At 68.6% G+C, this 16,852-nt stretch carries 16 protein-coding genes and 1 pseudogene; 12 read left to right on the top strand and 5 right to left on the bottom strand.

Going from position 1 to position 16,852, the window contains the following annotated elements:
- The first annotated feature begins 37 nt into the window (after positions 1–37).
- From AC07OD_RS20535 to AC07OD_RS20485, 11 genes and pseudogenes are all read left to right on the top strand, one after another.
- The gene (locus AC07OD_RS20535) at positions 38–715 is read left to right on the top strand and encodes a TetR family transcriptional regulator C-terminal domain-containing protein (RefSeq protein ID WP_218340394.1); all 678 of its coding nucleotides are present in this window, start codon (positions 38–40) and stop codon (positions 713–715) included.
- A gap of 137 nt (positions 716–852) precedes the next feature.
- The gene (locus tag AC07OD_RS20530) at positions 853–1,155 is read left to right on the top strand and encodes a 2Fe-2S iron-sulfur cluster-binding protein (RefSeq protein WP_218340395.1); all 303 of its coding nucleotides are present in this window, start codon (positions 853–855) and stop codon (positions 1,153–1,155) included.
- Positions 1,156–1,171: 16 nt separating this feature from the next.
- Positions 1,172–1,759: an NAD(P)H-dependent oxidoreductase gene (locus AC07OD_RS20525; protein WP_218340396.1), complete on the top strand. Its 588-nt coding sequence runs from the start codon at positions 1,172–1,174 to the stop codon at positions 1,757–1,759.
- Between the two features lie 13 nt (positions 1,760–1,772).
- Positions 1,773–3,104 (top strand): amidohydrolase family protein, encoded by a 1,332-nt coding sequence (locus AC07OD_RS20520; RefSeq protein ID WP_494597915.1) that lies wholly within the window; start codon positions 1,773–1,775, stop codon positions 3,102–3,104.
- Positions 3,101–3,574, top strand: a complete 474-nt coding sequence (locus AC07OD_RS20515) for a RidA family protein (protein WP_494597914.1) — start codon at positions 3,101–3,103, stop codon at positions 3,572–3,574. Before AC07OD_RS20520 ends, AC07OD_RS20515 begins: the two co-directional genes overlap by 4 nt.
- Positions 3,575–3,612: 38 nt before the next feature.
- On the top strand, positions 3,613–4,476 hold the full coding sequence (locus AC07OD_RS20510; RefSeq protein WP_494597913.1) for a creatininase family protein: 864 nt from the start codon (positions 3,613–3,615) through the stop codon (positions 4,474–4,476).
- A 79-nt stretch (positions 4,477–4,555) separates the two neighbouring features.
- Positions 4,556–5,554, top strand: coding sequence for an ABC transporter substrate-binding protein (locus AC07OD_RS20505; protein WP_494597978.1), 999 nt, complete (start codon positions 4,556–4,558; stop codon positions 5,552–5,554).
- 76 nt (positions 5,555–5,630) lie between these two features.
- A complete protein-coding gene (locus tag AC07OD_RS20500; protein ID WP_494597912.1) occupies positions 5,631–6,467 on the top strand; it encodes an ABC transporter ATP-binding protein in 837 nt (278 codons plus the stop codon).
- Complete coding sequence (locus tag AC07OD_RS20495) at positions 6,464–7,348, top strand: ABC transporter permease (RefSeq protein WP_494597911.1); 885 nt, start codon at positions 6,464–6,466, stop codon at positions 7,346–7,348. Before AC07OD_RS20500 ends, AC07OD_RS20495 begins: the two co-directional genes overlap by 4 nt.
- Positions 7,349–7,443: 95 nt before the next feature.
- The gene (locus AC07OD_RS20490; protein WP_494597910.1) at positions 7,444–8,805 is read left to right on the top strand and encodes an FAD-binding oxidoreductase; all 1,362 of its coding nucleotides are present in this window, start codon (positions 7,444–7,446) and stop codon (positions 8,803–8,805) included.
- A gap of 81 nt (positions 8,806–8,886) precedes the next feature.
- Positions 8,887–9,075, top strand: a pseudogene (locus AC07OD_RS20485) (LysR family transcriptional regulator); the annotation flags it as partial.
- A gap of 41 nt (positions 9,076–9,116) precedes the next feature.
- Here AC07OD_RS20485 and AC07OD_RS20480 read toward each other — a convergent pair.
- From AC07OD_RS20480 to AC07OD_RS20460, 5 genes are all read right to left on the bottom strand, one after another.
- Positions 9,117–12,377: an IPTL-CTERM sorting domain-containing protein gene (locus tag AC07OD_RS20480; protein WP_494597909.1), complete on the bottom strand. Its 3,261-nt coding sequence runs from the start codon at positions 12,375–12,377 to the stop codon at positions 9,117–9,119.
- A 318-nt stretch (positions 12,378–12,695) separates the two neighbouring features.
- Positions 12,696–12,896, bottom strand: coding sequence for a hypothetical protein (locus AC07OD_RS20475; RefSeq protein WP_218366904.1), 201 nt, complete (start codon positions 12,894–12,896; stop codon positions 12,696–12,698).
- A 4-nt stretch (positions 12,897–12,900) separates the two neighbouring features.
- Positions 12,901–13,923, bottom strand: coding sequence for a fumarylacetoacetate hydrolase family protein (locus AC07OD_RS20470; protein ID WP_369641577.1), 1,023 nt, complete (start codon positions 13,921–13,923; stop codon positions 12,901–12,903).
- Complete coding sequence (locus tag AC07OD_RS20465) at positions 13,920–14,753, bottom strand: cyclase family protein (RefSeq protein ID WP_255591224.1); 834 nt, start codon at positions 14,751–14,753, stop codon at positions 13,920–13,922. The genes AC07OD_RS20470 and AC07OD_RS20465 overlap by 4 nt, the downstream gene beginning before the upstream one ends.
- Positions 14,754–14,787: 34 nt before the next feature.
- Positions 14,788–15,780 (bottom strand): tripartite tricarboxylate transporter substrate-binding protein, encoded by a 993-nt coding sequence (locus tag AC07OD_RS20460; RefSeq protein WP_218340406.1) that lies wholly within the window; start codon positions 15,778–15,780, stop codon positions 14,788–14,790.
- Positions 15,781–15,949: 169 nt separating this feature from the next.
- Between AC07OD_RS20460 and AC07OD_RS20455 the strand changes: the two genes are divergently transcribed.
- Positions 15,950–16,699: a TetR/AcrR family transcriptional regulator gene (locus tag AC07OD_RS20455; RefSeq protein WP_494597908.1), complete on the top strand. Its 750-nt coding sequence runs from the start codon at positions 15,950–15,952 to the stop codon at positions 16,697–16,699.
- The last annotated feature ends 153 nt before the right edge of the window (positions 16,700–16,852 follow it).

Here is a 16,852-nt window from a genome sequence, read left to right as displayed (position 1 = left end):
GCGACAATCGCCCACCATGCCGCCCAAAGCCCCGTCCATGACCGAACCCGAAGCCGATGGCAGCAGCAATGTCTCCGGCGCACTGCTCAGCCGCTCCAAGCAGGGGCGCGAGCGCATCCTGGGTGCGATCCGCGAGGCGGCGATTGCCGAGTTCAGCCGCCATGGCTTCAAGGGCGCATCCACCAAGGCCATCGCCGAGCGCGCGGGCCTGACCAAGCCGCAGCTGCACTACTACATCGCCAGCAAGGAAGAGCTGTACGAGGAGCTGCTGTACTCGGTGCTCAACGGCTGGTCAGGTGCCTTCCAGTTCGACAGCGAGAGCGACGACCCCAAGAAGGTGCTGAGCACCTATGTGCGCAAGAAGCTCGACTACGCACTGGACAATCCGGGGCTGTCGCGCATCTTCACCACCGAGGTGCTGGGCGGCGGGCGCAACCTGGGCCGGTACTGGCCCGTGGCCGTGAAGTCCACCCAGCAGAAGGTGGACCTGATCGACCGCTGGATCGCCGAGGGCCGCATGCGCCCGCTGGACGCGCGCCTCTTGCTCATGCAGATCTGGGGCATGACGCAGCACTACGCCGACTACGGCGTGCAGGTGCACATCATGCTGGGCCTGGCGCCCGAAGAGACCATCGACCGCGAACCCATCGTGCGCGAGCTCACCAATTTCGTGCTGCTGGGCTGCGGCCTGGCACCCGATTTCGCACCAGAGTGAACAGGCCTGCACGCTTGCGGGCGTGGCAGAGCCCCTGTACGGCGCCTTGACCCAGGGCAAAGCAAGCAACGGCCCGAAAGCCTGCTGGCACAGCATTTGCAATAGTTTGACCAATCGATCAAATCAAGTGGTCAAACATGCAAACCCCAGCCACGGCAGCGCCGCTGCCCGCCACGGAACAGACTTTTGAACTGGTGCTTGCGCGCAGCCAGATGCGGCTGCCCGTGCAGCCTGGCGAAAGCATGGCCGATGTGCTGCAGCTCGCCGGCATCGCCATCGACACGCTGCGCGAACAGGGCGTATGCGGCACCTGCGCCACGCGCTGGCTGGCCGGCGCGCCCGACCACCGCGACAGCTGCCTGAGCCCTGAAGAGCAGGCCACCCATGTGGCCGTGTGCTGCGCGCGCAGCCACGGGCCCACGCTCACGCTCGACCTTTGAAGAAGGAGCCCCCGCCATGCGCATCCTCGTGATCTATTGCCACCCGGTGGAGACCAGCTACAACGCGGCTCTGCACGACGAGGTGGTGCGCAACCTGCGTGCGGCCGGCCACGAGGTGGACGACTGCGACCTGTATGCCGAGGACTTCAACCCCGTGCTCAGCCGCGAGGAGCGCCTGGGCTACCACGAGGTGCCGAGCAACCGCCTGCCGGTGCAGGGCTATGTGGACCGGCTGCTGTGGGCCGAGGCGGTGGTGTTCTGCTTTCCCACCTGGTGCTTCGGCATGCCGGCCATGCTCAAGGGCTTCTTCGACCGGGTGCTGATGCCCGGCGTGGCCTTCGACATCAGCGACCCGCACAACGTCAAGCCTTCGCTCACGCACATCAAGCGCATCTCGGCCGTGGTGACCTATGGCCGCCCGCGCTGGACGGCGCTGCTCATGGGCGATCCGCCGCGCAAGTCCGTCACGCGCTACATGCGCCTGCTGACCGGCGGCAAGGCACGAGTGGACTACCACGCCTACTACCACATGAACGTGGCCACGCCGCCGCGGCTGGCCGCCTTCAAGGCGCGCGTGGGCCAGGCCATGGCGCGCTTTGCCTGAGGGGATCTTGTCCATGCACGCATCCAACGCCCCCGACCACCTGCTGCGCGCGCGGCTGCCGCGCTGGCTGCTGCCGCGCCAGTGGCCCACCCAGGGCAGCCAGCCCGCGCTGGCCGACGTGCACCTGGTGCAGGGCCGCATCGAGTCGATCGCCCCCCACAGCCCCGTGCAGCCCACGCCGGCCGGCGCCATCTGGGATCTGGCCGGCGCCCTAGTGTTGCCCGGCCTGGTGGATGCGCACACCCACCTGGACAAGGCCTTCACCCTGCCGCGCATGGGCACCGTGACGCCCGGCCTGCTGGGCGCCATCGAGGCCATGATGGTGGACCGCCAGGGCTGGACCGAGGCCGACATCCGCACCCGCGCCAGCCGCGCCCTGCAGTGGGCGTACGAGGCCGGCACCGTGCACCTGCGCACCCACTGCGACTGGTGGGAGCCCGATGCCCAGCCGCTCGCCTGGAACGTGCTGCGCACGCTGGCGCACGAATGGGCCGGCCGCCTGCTGCTGGAGCGCGTGGCCCTGATCCCCCTGCACCTGTACACCGAGCGCGCCACCGCCATGCGGCTGGCCGCCACCGTGGCCGACAGCGGCCCGGGCGCGCTGCTGGGCGGCTTCGTGCACTCCACCAACTGGGACCCGCAGGCCCTGCGCCACCTGTTCGAGGCCGCGCAGCACCACGGCCTGAACGTGGACCTGCACGTGGACGAGGAACTGCACCCCGGCGCCCAGGGCCTGGCCACCACGGCCAGGCTGCTGCAGGAACTGCGCTTCGAAGGCCACGTGGTCTGCGGCCACACCTGCGCGCTGGCCGCGCAGGACGAGGCCACCGCCCTGGCCACGCTGGACGCCGTGGCCTTGAGCCCCATCACCCTGGTCACCCTGCCCATCACCAACCTGCTGCTGCAGGACGCCGTGACCGGCCGCACGCCGCGCCAGCGCGGCATCACCCTCATCAAGGAAGCGCATGCCCGCGGCATCCCGGTGCTGGTGGCCAGCGACAACATCCAGGACCCTTTCTGCCCCGTGGGCAGCCTGGACCCGCTGGAGGCCCTGGCCACCGGCGTGCTGGCCGCGCAGCTCGACGCGCCCTTCGACCGCTGGTCCGAAGCCCTGTGCCGCAGCGACTGGCTGCGCCGCGGGCCCGACGCGCTGCCCCTGCAGCCCGGCACATCGGCCGACCTGATCGTCTTCCACCAGGCCGATGGCTGGGGCTTTCCCTCACGCACGCAGCAGCGCGTGGTGCTGCGCAACGGCCGCGTGGCCGGCGGCCATGCCAGCGCTGCGTGGCATGTAGCGAACGCCACCCCGGCCCCCTCCCCCCTTCCAGCACGGAGCCTTGCATGACGACCGCTTCCACCGCCACCACCCCGGGCATCGCCCAGCCCCTGGCCCGCTACGCCGCGTGGCGCCGCGCGGGCGACATGGTGTTCCTGTCCGGCATCATCGCCGTGGACCCCGCCGCCAGCCGCATCGTGCGCGGCTATGCCGACATACCGGACGAGGCGGCCACGCTCATCGGCCGCACGGGCGAGTTCAGCAGCGACATCAAGGAGGGGCCCATCCTCGCACAGAGCTGGTACGTGCTGGACCGCATCCGCCAGACCATCGAGGCCGCGGGCGGCCAGATGTCCGACGTGTTCAAGCTGGTGCAGTACTTCAAGCACCTGGACCACTTCCCCCAGTACAGCCGCGTGCGCAAGCTGTTCTTCCCCGGCGAGCCGCCGGCCTCCACCGTGGTGGAGGTCACCGGCATGCTGCCCACGGCCGACATCCTGATCGAGGTCGAAGCGACTGCCTACCTGCCGCTGCGCTGACCTCCCGCACATCCCTCCATCCACGAAAGACCCGCCCCATGCTGCACGGCTACACCCCGCCCCACCGCTACCTGCCCTACCTGAGCTGGACCGAGATCGTCAACCTGCCGGACAAGGAGAACACCGTCATCGTGCTGCCCACGGGCGCCACCGAACAGCACGGCCCGCACCTGCCCTGCGCGGTGGACACGGTGATCAGCGCGGGCGTGGTCGGCCATGCCATGGCTCGCCTGCCGGCCGAGGTGCCGGCCTTTGCCATGGCGCCAATCACCTATGGCAAGTCGGAGGAGCACCTGCACTTTCCGGGCACCGTCACGCTCAGCGGCGAAACGCTGCTGGCCACGATGAACGAGGTGGGCGAGTCGGTCTACCGTGCGGGCTTTCGCAAGCTGCTGTTCGTCAACGGCCACGGCGGCCAGCCGCAGGTGATGGAGATGTGCGCGCGCGAGCTGCGCCTGCGCCATGGCGACTTCATCGTGGTCCCGAGCTTCACCTGGCGCGTGCCGCACGTGGCGGGCAAGTTCCTGTCCGACCAGGAAAAGAAGCTGGCCATGCACGCCGGCCATGCCGAGACGGCGCTGATGCTGGCCCTGGCCCCGGACACGGTGCACATGGAGCGCGCGGTGGTGAACTACCCACCCGCCTTCCCATCGCCCCTGCTCTCGCCCGACGGCCGCCCCGCCTGCGCCTGGACGGCGCGCGACTTCGGGCCCAGCGGCATCATCGGCGACCCGCTGCCCGCCACGGCCGAGCAGGGCCACGCCATCCTCGATTCGCTGGCCGTGAGCTGGGCCGCCGCCATCACCGAACTGCACCAGCTGCGCTGGGCCCCGCGCGCCGAAGCCACCTGGGGCCGCGCCCACCACACGGGGCATGTGGAGCACTCCTCCGCCCTGGCCTGAAACCTGCGAACACGCAGCAGCTTCCCCCTTTTTGTTGCCCCTTGTCCTCTCTCCACCACCCTACCGGAGCCCTGCCATGATGAAGAAGACCGCCTCCCGCCTGTCCCAATTGGGTGCAGCCGCCCTGCTCGCTGCAGGTGCCGCCGGCACCATGCAGGCCCACGCCCAGGAAAAGTTCACCTACATGACCAACTGGTACGCGCAGGCCGAGCACGGCGGCTTCTACCAGGCCGTGGCCACGGGCCTGTACAAGAAGCACGGCCTGGACGTGACCATCAAGATGGGCGGCCCGCAGGTCAACATCGTGCAGATGATGGCCGCCGGCCAGGCCGAGTGCGTGATGGGATCGAGCGACCTGCAGATGATCCAGATGCGCGAGGGCGGCGTGCCGGTGACCACGGTGGCGGCCGTCTTCCAGAAGGACCCGCAGGTGCTCATCGCGCACGACGACGTGAAGAAGTTCGAGGACCTGAAGGGCAAGACCATCCTCATCGCATCGTCGGCCCAGCGCGGCTACTGGCCCTGGCTGAAGGCCAAGTACGGCTTCAACGATGCGCAGACGCGGCCCTATACCTTCAACATCCAGCCCTTCGTGGCCGACAAGAACACCGCCCAGCAGGGCTACCTGACGTCCGAGCCCTTCGCCATCGCCAAGGCCGGTGTGAAGGCCAACACCTTGATGTTCAGCGACCAGGGCTACCCCGCCTATGCCACCACGGTGAGCTGCATGGACAAGACCGTCAAGGAGCGCGGCACCGCCGTCGCCTCGTTCGTGAAGGCCACCATGGAAGGCTGGAAGAGCTACCTGACCGACCCGGCACCGGCCAATGCCCTCATCAAGAAGGACAACCCGAACATGACCGACGAACAGCTGGCCTACAGCGTGGCCAAGCTCAAGGAGATGGGCATGGTGACGGGCGGCGACGCGGCCAGCATGGGCATCGGCGTGATGACCGATGCGCGCGCCAAGGCGAGCTACGACTTCCTGGTGGAGGCCAAGCTGATCGACCCGGCCAAGGTGAAGCTGGCCGACACCTACAGCACGGCCTTTGTCAAAGACCTCAAGGTCATGCCCTGAGCTTCGGACAACCTCCCCTGCCCTGAAACAGCCCCCGCCGCCTGCGGCGGGGCGCATCCATCGAAAGGCGCGCACGATGACAACCAACGCTCCCGCTGAATCCCCCACCCTGGCACCTGCACCGCGCAGCATCCCCGCCGTGCAGGTGCTGTCGGCCGAGAAGACCTACCCCAACGGCACGCAGGCCCTGCTGCCGGTGGACCTGACCATCGAGGAAGGCGAGTTCGTCACCCTGCTCGGCCCCTCGGGCTGCGGCAAGAGTACGCTGCTGAAGATGGTGGCCGGCCTGCTGGAGCCCACCGATGGCCGGCTGCAGCTGTGGCACAAGCCGGTGGCCCAGCTGGAGGAAAGCGGCAAGAAGATGGCCTTCGTCTTCCAGTCGCCCACGCTCATGCCCTGGGCCAGCGTGCAGACCAATGTGCGCCTGCCACTGGACCTGGCCGGCGTGCCGCGCCAGGAGGCCGATGGCCGGGTGGCCGAGGCCCTGGCCCTGGTGGGCCTGTCGAAGTTTGCCAACGCGCTGCCGCGCGCCCTGTCGGGCGGCATGCAGATGCGCGTGTCCATAGCGCGCGGCCTGGTGACCCAGCCTGATTTGCTGCTGATGGACGAGCCCTTCGGCGCGCTCGACGAAATCACGCGCCACAAGCTCGATGCGGACCTGCTGGACCTGTGGCGCAAGAAGAAGCTCACGGTGATCTTCGTGACGCACTCGATCCACGAGGCGGTGTTCCTCTCCAGCCGCGTGGTGATGATGGCCGCGCGCCCCGGCCGCGTGGTGGAGGAGTTCCGCATCGACGCGCCCTACCCGCGCACGGCGGACTTCATGGTCTCGCCCGAATTCAGCCGCTACGCCAAGCAGCTGCAGGACAGCCTGCTGCGCGCCAGTGCCGACACCGAGGAGCATGCCGCATGAGCACCCCTTACCCGACTGCTACGGCAGCGCCCACCTCGGCCGAACGCAGTGCACCTGCGCGCGCCCCCAAGCCCGCAGCGCCCCGCGTGCCGCTGATGGCCCAGCCCCGCGTGCAGCGCGTGGTCTACCCCGTGCTCGTGGGCCTGGTGCTCATCGCGCTGTGGCAGGGCCTGGTCACCGCCATGGAGCTGCCGGCCTACCTCGTGCCCTCGCCCCTGCTCATGCTCAAGACGCTGTTCACCGACTGGGCAGCCCTGGGCGCATCGCTGTGGGTCACCGTCAAGATCACCGTGCTGGCCTTTGCCGTGGCCACGGTGGCGGGGGTACTGATCTCCTTCGTCTTCGTGCAGAGCAAGCGCATCGAGACGGCGTTGTTCCCCTATGCCGTGCTGCTGCAGGTCACGCCCATCGTGGCGGTGGCGCCGCTCATCATCATCTGGGTGAAGGACCCGACGGCGTCCATGGTGATCTGCGCCGCGCTGGTGGCGCTGTTCCCCATCATCAGCAACACCACGCTGGGCCTGCGCAGCGTGGAGCCGGACCTGCAGAGCTACTTCAAGCTCAACCGCGCCACGCGCATGCAGACGCTGGTGCGCCTGCGCATACCGAGCGCGCTGCCCTATTTCTTCGGCGGGCTGCGCATATCGAGCGGTCTGGCGCTGATCGGCGCCGTGGTGGCTGAGTTCGTGGCCGGCACGGGCGGCCAGGGCGCGGGCCTGGCCTACCAGATCCTGCAGGCGGGCTTTCAGCTCAACATTCCACGCATGTTCGCCGCGCTGCTGCTGATCTCGCTGACCGGGGTTGCGCTGTTCGTGCTGATGGCATGGCTGACCCGCGCCGCCCTGGGCAGTTGGCACGCCAGCGAAAACTCCCAGGACTGAGCCACCCACTTCATAGCCGCCACACCGCGCATTGGTGCGCGGTGCAGGCCCTCTTTTGCCCAACGCGGCCCCTCTTGGCCGCAGGAGATACCGATATGACGACCTCTGCCACCGCAACGACCGCCGCCCAGCAACTGCCCGATCTGCTGCCCGGCCTGGACTGGATTGCCGACCCGCTGCGCGTGGGCCGCCTGTCGCAGGACTTTGCCTGGTTCAGCCCCGTGCTCAAGCGCGACCTGGCCGGCAAGCGCGGCGACGTGGCCGTGCGCCCCCGTACCGAGGACGAGGTGCGCCAAGTGGTGGCGGCCTGCGCCCGCGCGCAGATCCCCCTCACCGTGCGCGGCAGCGGCACCGGCAACTACGGGCAGAGCACGCCGCTGCACGGCGGGGTGATCCTGGACCTGTCGGGCTACAACGGCTTTGGCTGGGTGCGCGGCGGCGTGGGCCGGGCGCAGGCGGGCATCCGCCTGTCGGACTTCGACGCGCAGGCCAAGCCCCAGGGGCAGGAGCTGCGCTGGCTACCCTCCACCTACCGCAGCGCCACGCTGGGCGGGCTGTTCGGCGGCGGCTTCGGCGGGGCCGGCTCCATCAACCACGGCCCGCTGGCCGCACCCGGCAACGTGCTGGCCGTGCGCGCCATGACGGTGGAGCCCGAGCCCCAGGTGATCGAGCTGCGCGGCCCCGAGGCCATGCTGCTGCACCACACCTATGGCACCAACGGCATCGTGCTGGAGCTGGAGGTGGCGCTGACCCCTGCCGTGGCCTGGACGGAGTGCATCGTCACCTTCACCGCATTCGACGCCGCGCTGGAGTTTGCCGACCGCTTTGGCGCCGCCCCGGGGCTGGAGAAGAAGGAGGTGTGCTTTCTGGCCGCCCCCATCCCGGCCTACTTCACCAGCCTGGCCGAGCACCTGCCCGCGGGCTGCCATGCCGTGATGCTGCTGGTGGCCCCGCACTCCGAAGACGGCATGCGCGACATGGCCGCCAAACATGGCGGCACCGTCAGCTACCGCAAGACCGCCGACGAAGTGGAAAAGAGCCACAAGACCCTGCTCGAATACACCTGGAACCACACCACGCTGCACGCGCTGAAGGTGGACAAGACGCTCACCTACATCCAGAGCGGCTTCAACCCCGCCACCCGGCTGGAGCAGGTGAAGGCGCTGGAAAAGGCCCTCGGCGGCGAGGTGATGATGCACCTGGAGTTCCTGCGCACCAAGGAAGGCGCGTTCAACTGCAGCGGGCTGCAGCTCATCCGCTACAGCACCGAAGAGCGCCTGAACCAGATCATGCAGATCTACCGCGACCACGGCGTGCAGATCAACAACCCGCATGTGTACATCGTGGAGGACGGCAAGCAGAACAACCTGGATCCTGCCGTGGTGGGCACGAAGCGCCGCTTCGATCCGCAGGGCTTGCTCAACCCCGGCAAGCTGCGCAGTTGGACCTCCCTGTAGTGACGGGGGTTTTCTGCCATCGCCAATCCATCTGGTGGCGCCTTCCGATGGCCAGGGCGAAGCAAACGTAGGAACCGGCGCATGGGCGTGATGCCGGCCCCCGTGTCGGTGGGCGCGCACCTGCAAAAGACCCATGGACTGGTGCAGGTGGGCACCAGCCCCGACGCGCAGGAGCAGTTCCACCTGATCTACGGCGCGCGCAAGGTGATGCACCCGCTGCTCACGCGCCTGCTGGAGGCCGGAAAAAGCGGAATGCTATTGAATCAATAGCTGTTTGCGCTTATTGGAAAAGCGCTGGAGGCCAGTTTCATTCAAACCCCCAGGCGCCGCCGCCCACGCCAGCCCAGGGCGCCCAGCAGCGCCGACAGCAGCAGCACGCCCCACTCCGACAGCGTGGGGATGGCCTGCGCACCCACTACGGGTGGCGCGGCAAACAGCAGCATCGCGTGCGGGTCGGTGATCGCGCCCGGCGTGGTGGTGTCGCCGTCGCCCACGCCGTTGTCCGTCACGGTGAAGGTCAGCCGGTTACCCGCCACGCTACCGTGAGGGAACCACGTGGACGCCGGGGCGCCCACGCTGGCGGGGCCGAACTTGTGGGGCTGCAGGCCCGCCAGGCTGCCTGCGGGGTAGTCCATCTGCACCGCCAGCGTGGCGCCCGCGCAGCCCGTGGCGGCAAAGCGCAGCACGCCCAGCGGGGCCGTGGCGTTGGCGGGCAGGTTGTCGCCTCCGGTGGCGGCGCTCAACGTGAGGCTGCCCACCACGCAGCCCGCCGGGCCGCCGCTGATGCCCACCACCACCTGCTGCCCCATGCCGCCGCCGGGCAGCGGCAGGCTGACCGGGCTCACGGTGTGCGTGATGCCCGCCAGGGCGCCCGTGTTGTTGGCGTCGCCGCCGTAGCTGGCGGTGATGGCCTGCGTGCCCATGGGCAGGGTGTTCACGGCGCAGACGGCCGCGCCGCCGACGAGGGGCGCGGCCGCGCACAGCGGCACGCCGCCTGCGCTGAACGCCACCGTGCCCGTGGGGCTGTCCGCCCCGGACAGCGTGGCGGTGAAGGTGACACTGGCACCTCCGGGGCTGGGGTTGGCGCTGGCGGCCAGGGCCAGCGCGGGCGTGGCATGGGTGCTTGTCGGCAGCGCGTCGGACACCATGCCGTTGACGAACACGCGCAGCGCGTAGCGGCCACGCGGCAACACGCCCGGCGCGGCCACGTCCACCGTGGTGGCCGACGATGCCGTGGGCGTGAGCCAGCGCGTGGCGCCGTTGTCCAGCCGCCGCAGCTGCACCAGCGGCAGCGGCGTGGGCGATGCGCCCGTGCCACCGCCGCTGGCCTCGCTGTCGCCGTGCAGGCGCAAGCCGCCCAGGGTGAAGGCGGTACCGTCCACGAGGCGGGCCGGGCCGCTGGCAAGCTGGGGCACGCGGGCCGCTGGCACGGTGCCTCCAGCGGGGTCATAGCGTTCGGCACTGGCCAAATTGCCACCGGAACCAATGCCGCCCGCGGCCAGCACGTGGCCCGAAGGCAACAGCACGCTGGCGTGCTGCGCACGGCCCGTGATCAGCGGTGGCGTGCTGGCCCAGGTGTTGGCAGCGGGGTCGTACAGCTGGCTGCCGCTCCGTGCCCCGCTGAGGTAGCCCCCAACCAACAGCACCTGGCCGCCGGGTAGGAGCATGGCCGTTGGATCGCTGCCGCCGGTACCTGAGGCCAGCGTACCCGCGGGCGACCAGGTGCCGGTCGCCGGGTCGTACAGCTCGGCGGTCAGCTCGGCGGTGGGGCTGTTGAAGGGGCCGGTGGCGCCGCCCGCCACCAGCACCTTGCCCGAGGGCAGCAGGGTCGTGGTGTGGTCGCTGCGCGGGATGGCCAGCGCGCCCGTGGCGGTCCAGGTGTCTGATTGGGGGTCGTAGATCTCCGCGAGGGCGGTGCGGCCACCGTTGGTGAACCCGCCCGCCACCAGCACGCGCCCATCGGGCAGCATCACGCTGCTGCCAAAGTAGTGCCGGACCGAGAGCATCGGCGCGCGCAATGCCCAGGTGTCGGTCGCGGGGTCGTAGAGCTCCACGGTGTTGCTGGATGGGCCTGTCCCGTTGGCCCCGCCGACCACCAGTACCTTGCCCGACGCCAGCAGCGCGGCGCCCCCGCCTCTGTGTGCGGCGTTCATGGGGCCGGTGGCCGTCCAGGTGTTGGTGTTCTCGTCGTAGCGCTCGGCGCTGGCACCTGTGCCGCTGGCCACCAGCAACTGGCCGGACGCCAGCAAGGTCAGGGTGGGCATTTCGCGGCTGGTGAGGTGGTTGGCGGCAGGGCTCCAGCTGTTGCCCACGGGGTCATACAGCCGTGCGGAGGTCGACAAACTGGTAATCGCCAACACCTTGCCTGACGGCAGCAGCGAGGCCCGCGTGACGCTGCCCCCCATGCCCATGCTGCCCGCCGCGCTCCACGCGCCGCTGGCGGGGGTGTAGACCTCCGTGCTGGCCAGAAGCGGGCCGGCGCCGGCGCCAGCCACGGCGAGCACCGTGCCATCGGGCAGCACCGTGGCCGTGTGGTAGAGGCGCGGGCTGGCCAGCGCGGGGGCCGCAGTCCAGCTGTTGGTGCCGGGGTTGAACAACTCGGCGCTGCCGAGCAGCCCATGGATCAAGTTGGAGCCTGCCGCGACCAGCACCGTGCCGTCGGGCAGCAGGCTGGCCGTGTGGCTGAAGCGCCCCGTGGTCAGCGGGCTGACGGCGGTCCAGGTGCCGGCACCGGGGTCGTACAGCTCGGCCTGGGCCAGGGCCAGGGCCAGGCTGTCGGCTCCGCCCACCACAAGGACCTGGCCGCTGGGCAGCAGGGTGGCCGTGTGGTCATAGCGCGCGGTGGCCAGCGTATTGCCGACGGTGGTCCAGGTGCCCAGGGCGGGGTCGTAGAGTTCGGCGCTATTCAAAGCGGCGCTGCCATTGGCCGTGCCCCCTGCGACGAGCACCTTGCCATCGGGCAGCAAGGTGGCCGTATGTTCAAAACGCGGCTGGGCCAGGGCGCCGGTGTCGGACCAGGCGCCCAAGCCGCCGTTCGCGGCGGGGTCGAAGAGCTCCGCCGGGCTGGTGGCTGGGCCGGGGGGCCATCCCCCCGCCACGAGTACCTTGCCATTGGCCAACAGCGTGGCGGTGGCTTCGCGGCGGGCATGGCCCAGGGCGCCAGCGGCGGCCCAGGTGCCAGTGGCGGGGTCATACAGCTCGGCACTGGCCAGGACAGCGCCATCCATGCCCCCCGCCACCAGCACCTTGCCGCTGGGCAGCAACGTGGCGGTGTGGCCTTGGCGCGCCGCAGCCATGGCGCCCGTGGCCGCCCAGGCGCCGGTGGCAGGGTCGTACAGTTCGGCGCTGGCGGTGCGCGCGTTGCCTGCCACTTGCCCACCGGCCACCAGCACCTTGCCATTGGGCAGCACGGTGGTGCTGTGGTCGCTGCGCGCGGCAGCCAGGCTGGCACCGCTGGCCCAGCCCACAGCCTGCGCCTGCGCGGCGCCCGCCTGGAGCAGCAGCCAGCCCCCCAGCAGCCAGGCCAGACACAAGGCGGCACGGTGGCGCGCGGACAGCAGGTTTCTTGGCATGTTTTGACCTCCGGCGCTTATCCATTCAGCGCAAGCAGCTATTGTTTTGATAGTTCTTCAGCCATGCGCCTGCGCACAGGCGAGTGGTGCGCGCGATGCTGCCATCGCGCCGGGCCGTTGTCTGTCCTCAGAACTGATGACATCACACAGCTCACCATAATATGGGCGCGGCGCCCCGTCATGTGCACGATCGCAGTCGTCACGAACCCGGGGGGGCAGTCAACGAGGTGGAAGCCACGGGAAGGCAACCAAGGAAAAGACAGAGGACAACCTTCGGTTCACGACGGCGCATGGTTCCTCTGGGTCGACACGCGCCGGTCACACACCAAACCGGTCACTCGCACCGGTATCCCCGTCGGCAACGATCGAACGCCCGGTCTCGGCGGAGCAGTGGCCGTCGGTGCGGCTGCCCGTCGATTGACCGCTCAATACGAAGCCGTCGCTCAGGTTGTCGACGCGAATGACTTGGTACAGCCTCATGCCGTCGGCAATTGCTCTTGCCGAGAACGATTGGCGCACTGGTCTACCTAACCAATACAGCAGAGCTCTTTTGGGGACTCTCGTGTAAGGCCATGACAACCACTTGGTCCAACGCACCAAAAGGCCCCTCCGCCCCCTCGGGGTGAAGCGCTGTGATGCGTACCCGCTCCCTAAAGCGGAGGAAAGAGGTGTGCGGCGTCCCTTCAGCTAGGACCTCAACCATGCGGCGTTCGGCAATGCAGGACGAACCAACGTTGACATCTGTGTTGGACACAGTGCCCGAGCCGATGATGGTGCCGGCCGATAACTTGCGCGTGCGCGCCGCATGAGCAATCAACTGGCCAAAGTGAAAATGCATTTCACCGCCATGTGGGTGACCAAACCATTCGCCGTTGCGCTGCGTCTGCAGCCGCAGGTGCACGCGGCCGCCCTGCCACGCGGGGCCCAGTGCATCGGGCGTGACGGCGATAGGGGCAAACGCGGTGGAGGGCTTGGCCTGCAGAAAGCCGAAGCCGCTTTTGGCCTCGCGCGGGCCGAAGGCACGCAGGCTCCAGTCGTTGATGAGCACGATGAGGCGCACATGCTGCAGCGCCTCTTCAGCGGTGACGCCCATGGGGGTTTCGCTGAGCACCACGCCAAACTCGCCCTCGAAGTCGATCTGGTCGGCTTCGGACGGCAGGGCCACATCGTCGTGCGGGCCCAGAAAGTCGTCGGCTGCGCCCTGGTACATGAGCGGAATGGTCTCGAAGTCCGCCACCGGCGGCACCTTGAAGGCGCGCTCCATGAGATGGCCGTGGTTCAAGAACGCTGAGCCATCGAGCCACTGCCAGGTGCGCGGCAGCGGCGCCAAACACTGGCGTGCATCGAAAGGCATGGTTCCCAGGGCGGCAGGCGCGTTCACGGTGCGGGCCAGGTCGTGCAACGCGGGTTCCACCCCACTCCAGCGTTCCAGCGCATCAAGCAGCGTGGGGGCCACGGGGCAGGCGCCGATGCAGCGGCGCGCGTCGTCCGAAACGACCACCAGGCGACCATCGCGCTGGCCGTTTCGCAGGGTGGCGAGTTTCATGGCGTCACCCCGGCCGCAGGCTGCAGCGGCAGCACCGGGTCGAAGATGGCCACAGCCCGCGTCCATCCTGCCGAGGCGCCGCGCACCTTGACAGGAAAGCACGAGATGTAGAAGCCGCTAGCAGGCAGCGCCTCCAGGTTGTGCAGTTTTTCGAGGTGGCAGTAGCCAATGTCGCGCCCGGCCTTGTGGCCCTCCCAGATCAGCGATGCGTCGCCGCTTTCTGCATAGCGCTGCGCGGTGTAGGCAAAGGGGGCGTCCCAGCTCCAGGCGTCGGTGCCAGTCAGGCGCACGCCGCGCTCCAGCAGGTACATGGTGGCCTCGTAGCCCATGCCGCAGCCCGCCCGCGTGTAGCCGGGCGTGCCGTAGGCGCTGCCCGCGCGGGTGTTGACCACCACGATCTGCAACGGCTGCACCGTGTGGCCGATGCGGGCGAGTTCGGCCTCTACATCGGCGGCCTGCACCACGTAGCCGTCAGGCAGGTGGCGAAAGTCCAGTTTCACGCCGGGCTGAAAGCACCAGTTCAGATCCACCTCGTCGATGGACAGCGCGCGCTGGCCGCCGTCCATGGTGGACGCGAAGTGGTACGGCGCGTCCAGGTGGGTGCCGTTGTGGGTGTTGAGCTGCACATCCTCCACCGCCCACGACTCGCCGTCAGGCAGGTCTTCCTTCTGAAGACCCGGGAAGAACTGCGCCAGGTCCGCAAAGCTCATCTGGTGATCGATGTAATTGATGCGCGGGCCCAGGCCTGGGGGGTCGGAGACAACATCGTTTTCAAGGTGCATCGAGATATCGACGATGCGGCGCGCAGGTGTGGCGAGCGTGGTGGTCATGGCGGGGTCGGGTGGAAAGGTCGAAACAAGGCGATCAGGATTCGGCTGTGAAGCCGGTCTGCTTGATGAGGCCGCGCCACTGGTCGGCATCGGCCTTGAGCATCTGCGCCAGTTGGGCTGCGGTCGAAGACCGGACCTCCAGGCCGTACTGCTTGCCATAGTCCACGACCTCTGGGTGAACCAGCGCGCTTTGTAGCGCTTGCGACGCGCGCTTGACGGTATCGGCAGACGCCTTGCCGGGCAGGAAGAAGCCATACCACTCGCTGACCTTGAGGGGGTAACCCAGCTCCGTCAGCGTAGGCACCTGCGGCAGAAACGGCGAGCGCTTGGCACCTGCAATGGCCAGCACGCGCAATTTGCCGCCCTTGCTGTGCTGCAGGTAGTCGCCAATGGGCCCCCAGAACGCGGGGATCTGCCCGCCCAGCAGGTCTTGCATGCCGGGCACCGTGCCCCGGTAGGCGATGTGGCGCATGTCGATCTTGCTGAACTGGCCCAGCAGCACGCCCACCATGTGCGGCATGGAGCCTGCGCCGGGGCTGCCGTAGTTGGCGTTGTTGGGGTTGGCCTGCAGCCACGCAAGAAAGTCGGCCAGCGTTCGCACACTGTCAGGCACGCCGGGGCCCACCGCCAGGCCGTGGTCGAACATGGCGCCCAACGACACGGGCGCCACGTCATCGAGCGTGTAGCGCAGCTTGGGGTAGGTGTAGGGGTAGATGGACAGCATGGACGACGGGGTGATGAGCAGGCTGGTGCCGTCGGCCGGGCTGTCGCGCAGGTTGAGGATGCCGATCTGCCCGCCTGCGCCGGGCTTGTTGTCCACCATCACGGCACCGGCGTACTGTCCTCGCATGCGGTCACCCACCCGGCGGGCCAGCGCGTCGGCCGTGCCCCCGGCGGGAAATCCCGAGATGATGCGCGCCATGTCGGGCATGGCGTCCTTGCCGGCCTGCGCCCAGGCAGCGGGAGCAACGCCCAGGGTGGGCAACAGGGCGGCAGAGAGCTGGGTGAAGCGGCGGCGGGTGATCATGTTGTCTGTCTCCGGTAGGTATGGGTGGGTATGCAGCACAAGCCCCGCAAGCCCTGTGCGACAGGGCCTGCAGCGGGCGGCATGAAAAAATTATACGAACGTACAAACGCAGAATCACCAGGGTTTGTACGAGTGTTCAATGAATTTATACAAACGTATAAACCAGCCTATGCCCAAATCCACCCCCTCCAAAAAAGCAGCGGCTGCAGCGCACACAGCCTTGGCGGCCAAAGCACCACTACCGGCGCGCAAGCGCGCTGCCGCCCTCAGCGCCACTAGCGAAGAAGCGCTGGCCCCCAACCGCCAGGCCAACATCCTGCAGGCGGCCGAGCGGCTGTTTGCCACGCGCGGCTTTCACGGCGTCTCGATCCGCGACATTGCCGACGAGGCTGGCGTGCCGCTGGCACTGGTGGGCTATTACTACGGCCCCAAACTGTCGCTGTACCACGCCATCTTCCGCGCGCATGCGGGCTACATCGACGTGCGGCTCAAGTCGCTGGCCGATGCCCAGCAGAAGGCACCGCCCGGCCAGTTGCTGGAAGAGATCGTGAAAGCCTTTGTGCTGCCCGTGCTGGAAGTGGCCAGCCAGCCCGCAGGCCACCACTTTCTGCGCCTTTTGTCACGCGGCATGAACGACCACCTGGAAGAAGACGAGCCCATCATCCGCGAGCTGTTCGACCCGCTGGCCCATGCGTTCATCGACGCCATTGCAGCCGCCCTGCCCCAGGCCACGCGCAGCCAGGCCGCGTGGTGCTACCAGTTTGCGCTGGGCGCGCTGCTGCACCACGTGAACGACCAGCGCATCGAGCGCCTTTCGTACGGCCAGAACCAGCCCGGCGACGAGGCCACGGCTGGGCCGCTGCTGGTGCGTTTTATTGCGCAAGGCATGCGCGGCGCCTGTGAAGGCGCAGTGCACTGACGCCGAACCGCTGACACCCCGCCCCGATCACCAGCACTGCCGCGCGAGCGCCGCATGCCAGGCACAGCCACGCCCATTTTTATGGCCTCTGCCCACCGCTACCCCAGGTGGCTGGGGCCCTGCGCTGCCGCCCCACCCACGGCGTCGGCACGC

The sequence above is a fragment of the Acidovorax sp. GW821-FHT10E03 genome, from assembly GCF_059415205.1.
Note: the sequence above shows the minus strand (reverse complement) of the source record. Positions and strands in the feature narration are given on the sequence as shown.

Excerpts from the sequence above, each read along its gene's own strand:
- AC07OD_RS20480 (WP_494597909.1), bottom strand. The coding sequence starts at position 12,377 with ATGCCAAGAAACCTGCTGTCCGCGCGCCACCGTGCCGCCTTGTGTCTG.
- AC07OD_RS20530 (WP_218340395.1), top strand. The coding sequence starts at position 853 with ATGCAAACCCCAGCCACGGCAGCGCCGCTGCCCGCCACGGAACAGACT.
- AC07OD_RS20505 (WP_494597978.1), top strand. The coding sequence starts at position 4,556 with ATGAAGAAGACCGCCTCCCGCCTGTCCCAATTGGGTGCAGCCGCCCTG.
- AC07OD_RS20465 (WP_255591224.1), bottom strand. The coding sequence starts at position 14,753 with ATGACCACCACGCTCGCCACACCTGCGCGCCGCATCGTCGATATCTCG.
- AC07OD_RS20490 (WP_494597910.1), top strand. The coding sequence starts at position 7,444 with ATGACGACCTCTGCCACCGCAACGACCGCCGCCCAGCAACTGCCCGAT.
- AC07OD_RS20525 (WP_218340396.1), top strand. The coding sequence starts at position 1,172 with ATGCGCATCCTCGTGATCTATTGCCACCCGGTGGAGACCAGCTACAAC.
- AC07OD_RS20460 (WP_218340406.1), bottom strand. The coding sequence starts at position 15,780 with ATGATCACCCGCCGCCGCTTCACCCAGCTCTCTGCCGCCCTGTTGCCC.
- AC07OD_RS20495 (WP_494597911.1), top strand. The coding sequence starts at position 6,464 with ATGAGCACCCCTTACCCGACTGCTACGGCAGCGCCCACCTCGGCCGAA.
- AC07OD_RS20455 (WP_494597908.1), top strand. The coding sequence starts at position 15,950 with ATGCCCAAATCCACCCCCTCCAAAAAAGCAGCGGCTGCAGCGCACACA.
- AC07OD_RS20520 (WP_494597915.1), top strand. The coding sequence starts at position 1,773 with ATGCACGCATCCAACGCCCCCGACCACCTGCTGCGCGCGCGGCTGCCG.
- AC07OD_RS20510 (WP_494597913.1), top strand. The coding sequence starts at position 3,613 with ATGCTGCACGGCTACACCCCGCCCCACCGCTACCTGCCCTACCTGAGC.
- AC07OD_RS20500 (WP_494597912.1), top strand. The coding sequence starts at position 5,631 with ATGACAACCAACGCTCCCGCTGAATCCCCCACCCTGGCACCTGCACCG.
- AC07OD_RS20470 (WP_369641577.1), bottom strand. The coding sequence starts at position 13,923 with ATGAAACTCGCCACCCTGCGAAACGGCCAGCGCGATGGTCGCCTGGTG.
- AC07OD_RS20535 (WP_218340394.1), top strand. The coding sequence starts at position 38 with ATGACCGAACCCGAAGCCGATGGCAGCAGCAATGTCTCCGGCGCACTG.
- AC07OD_RS20515 (WP_494597914.1), top strand. The coding sequence starts at position 3,101 with ATGACGACCGCTTCCACCGCCACCACCCCGGGCATCGCCCAGCCCCTG.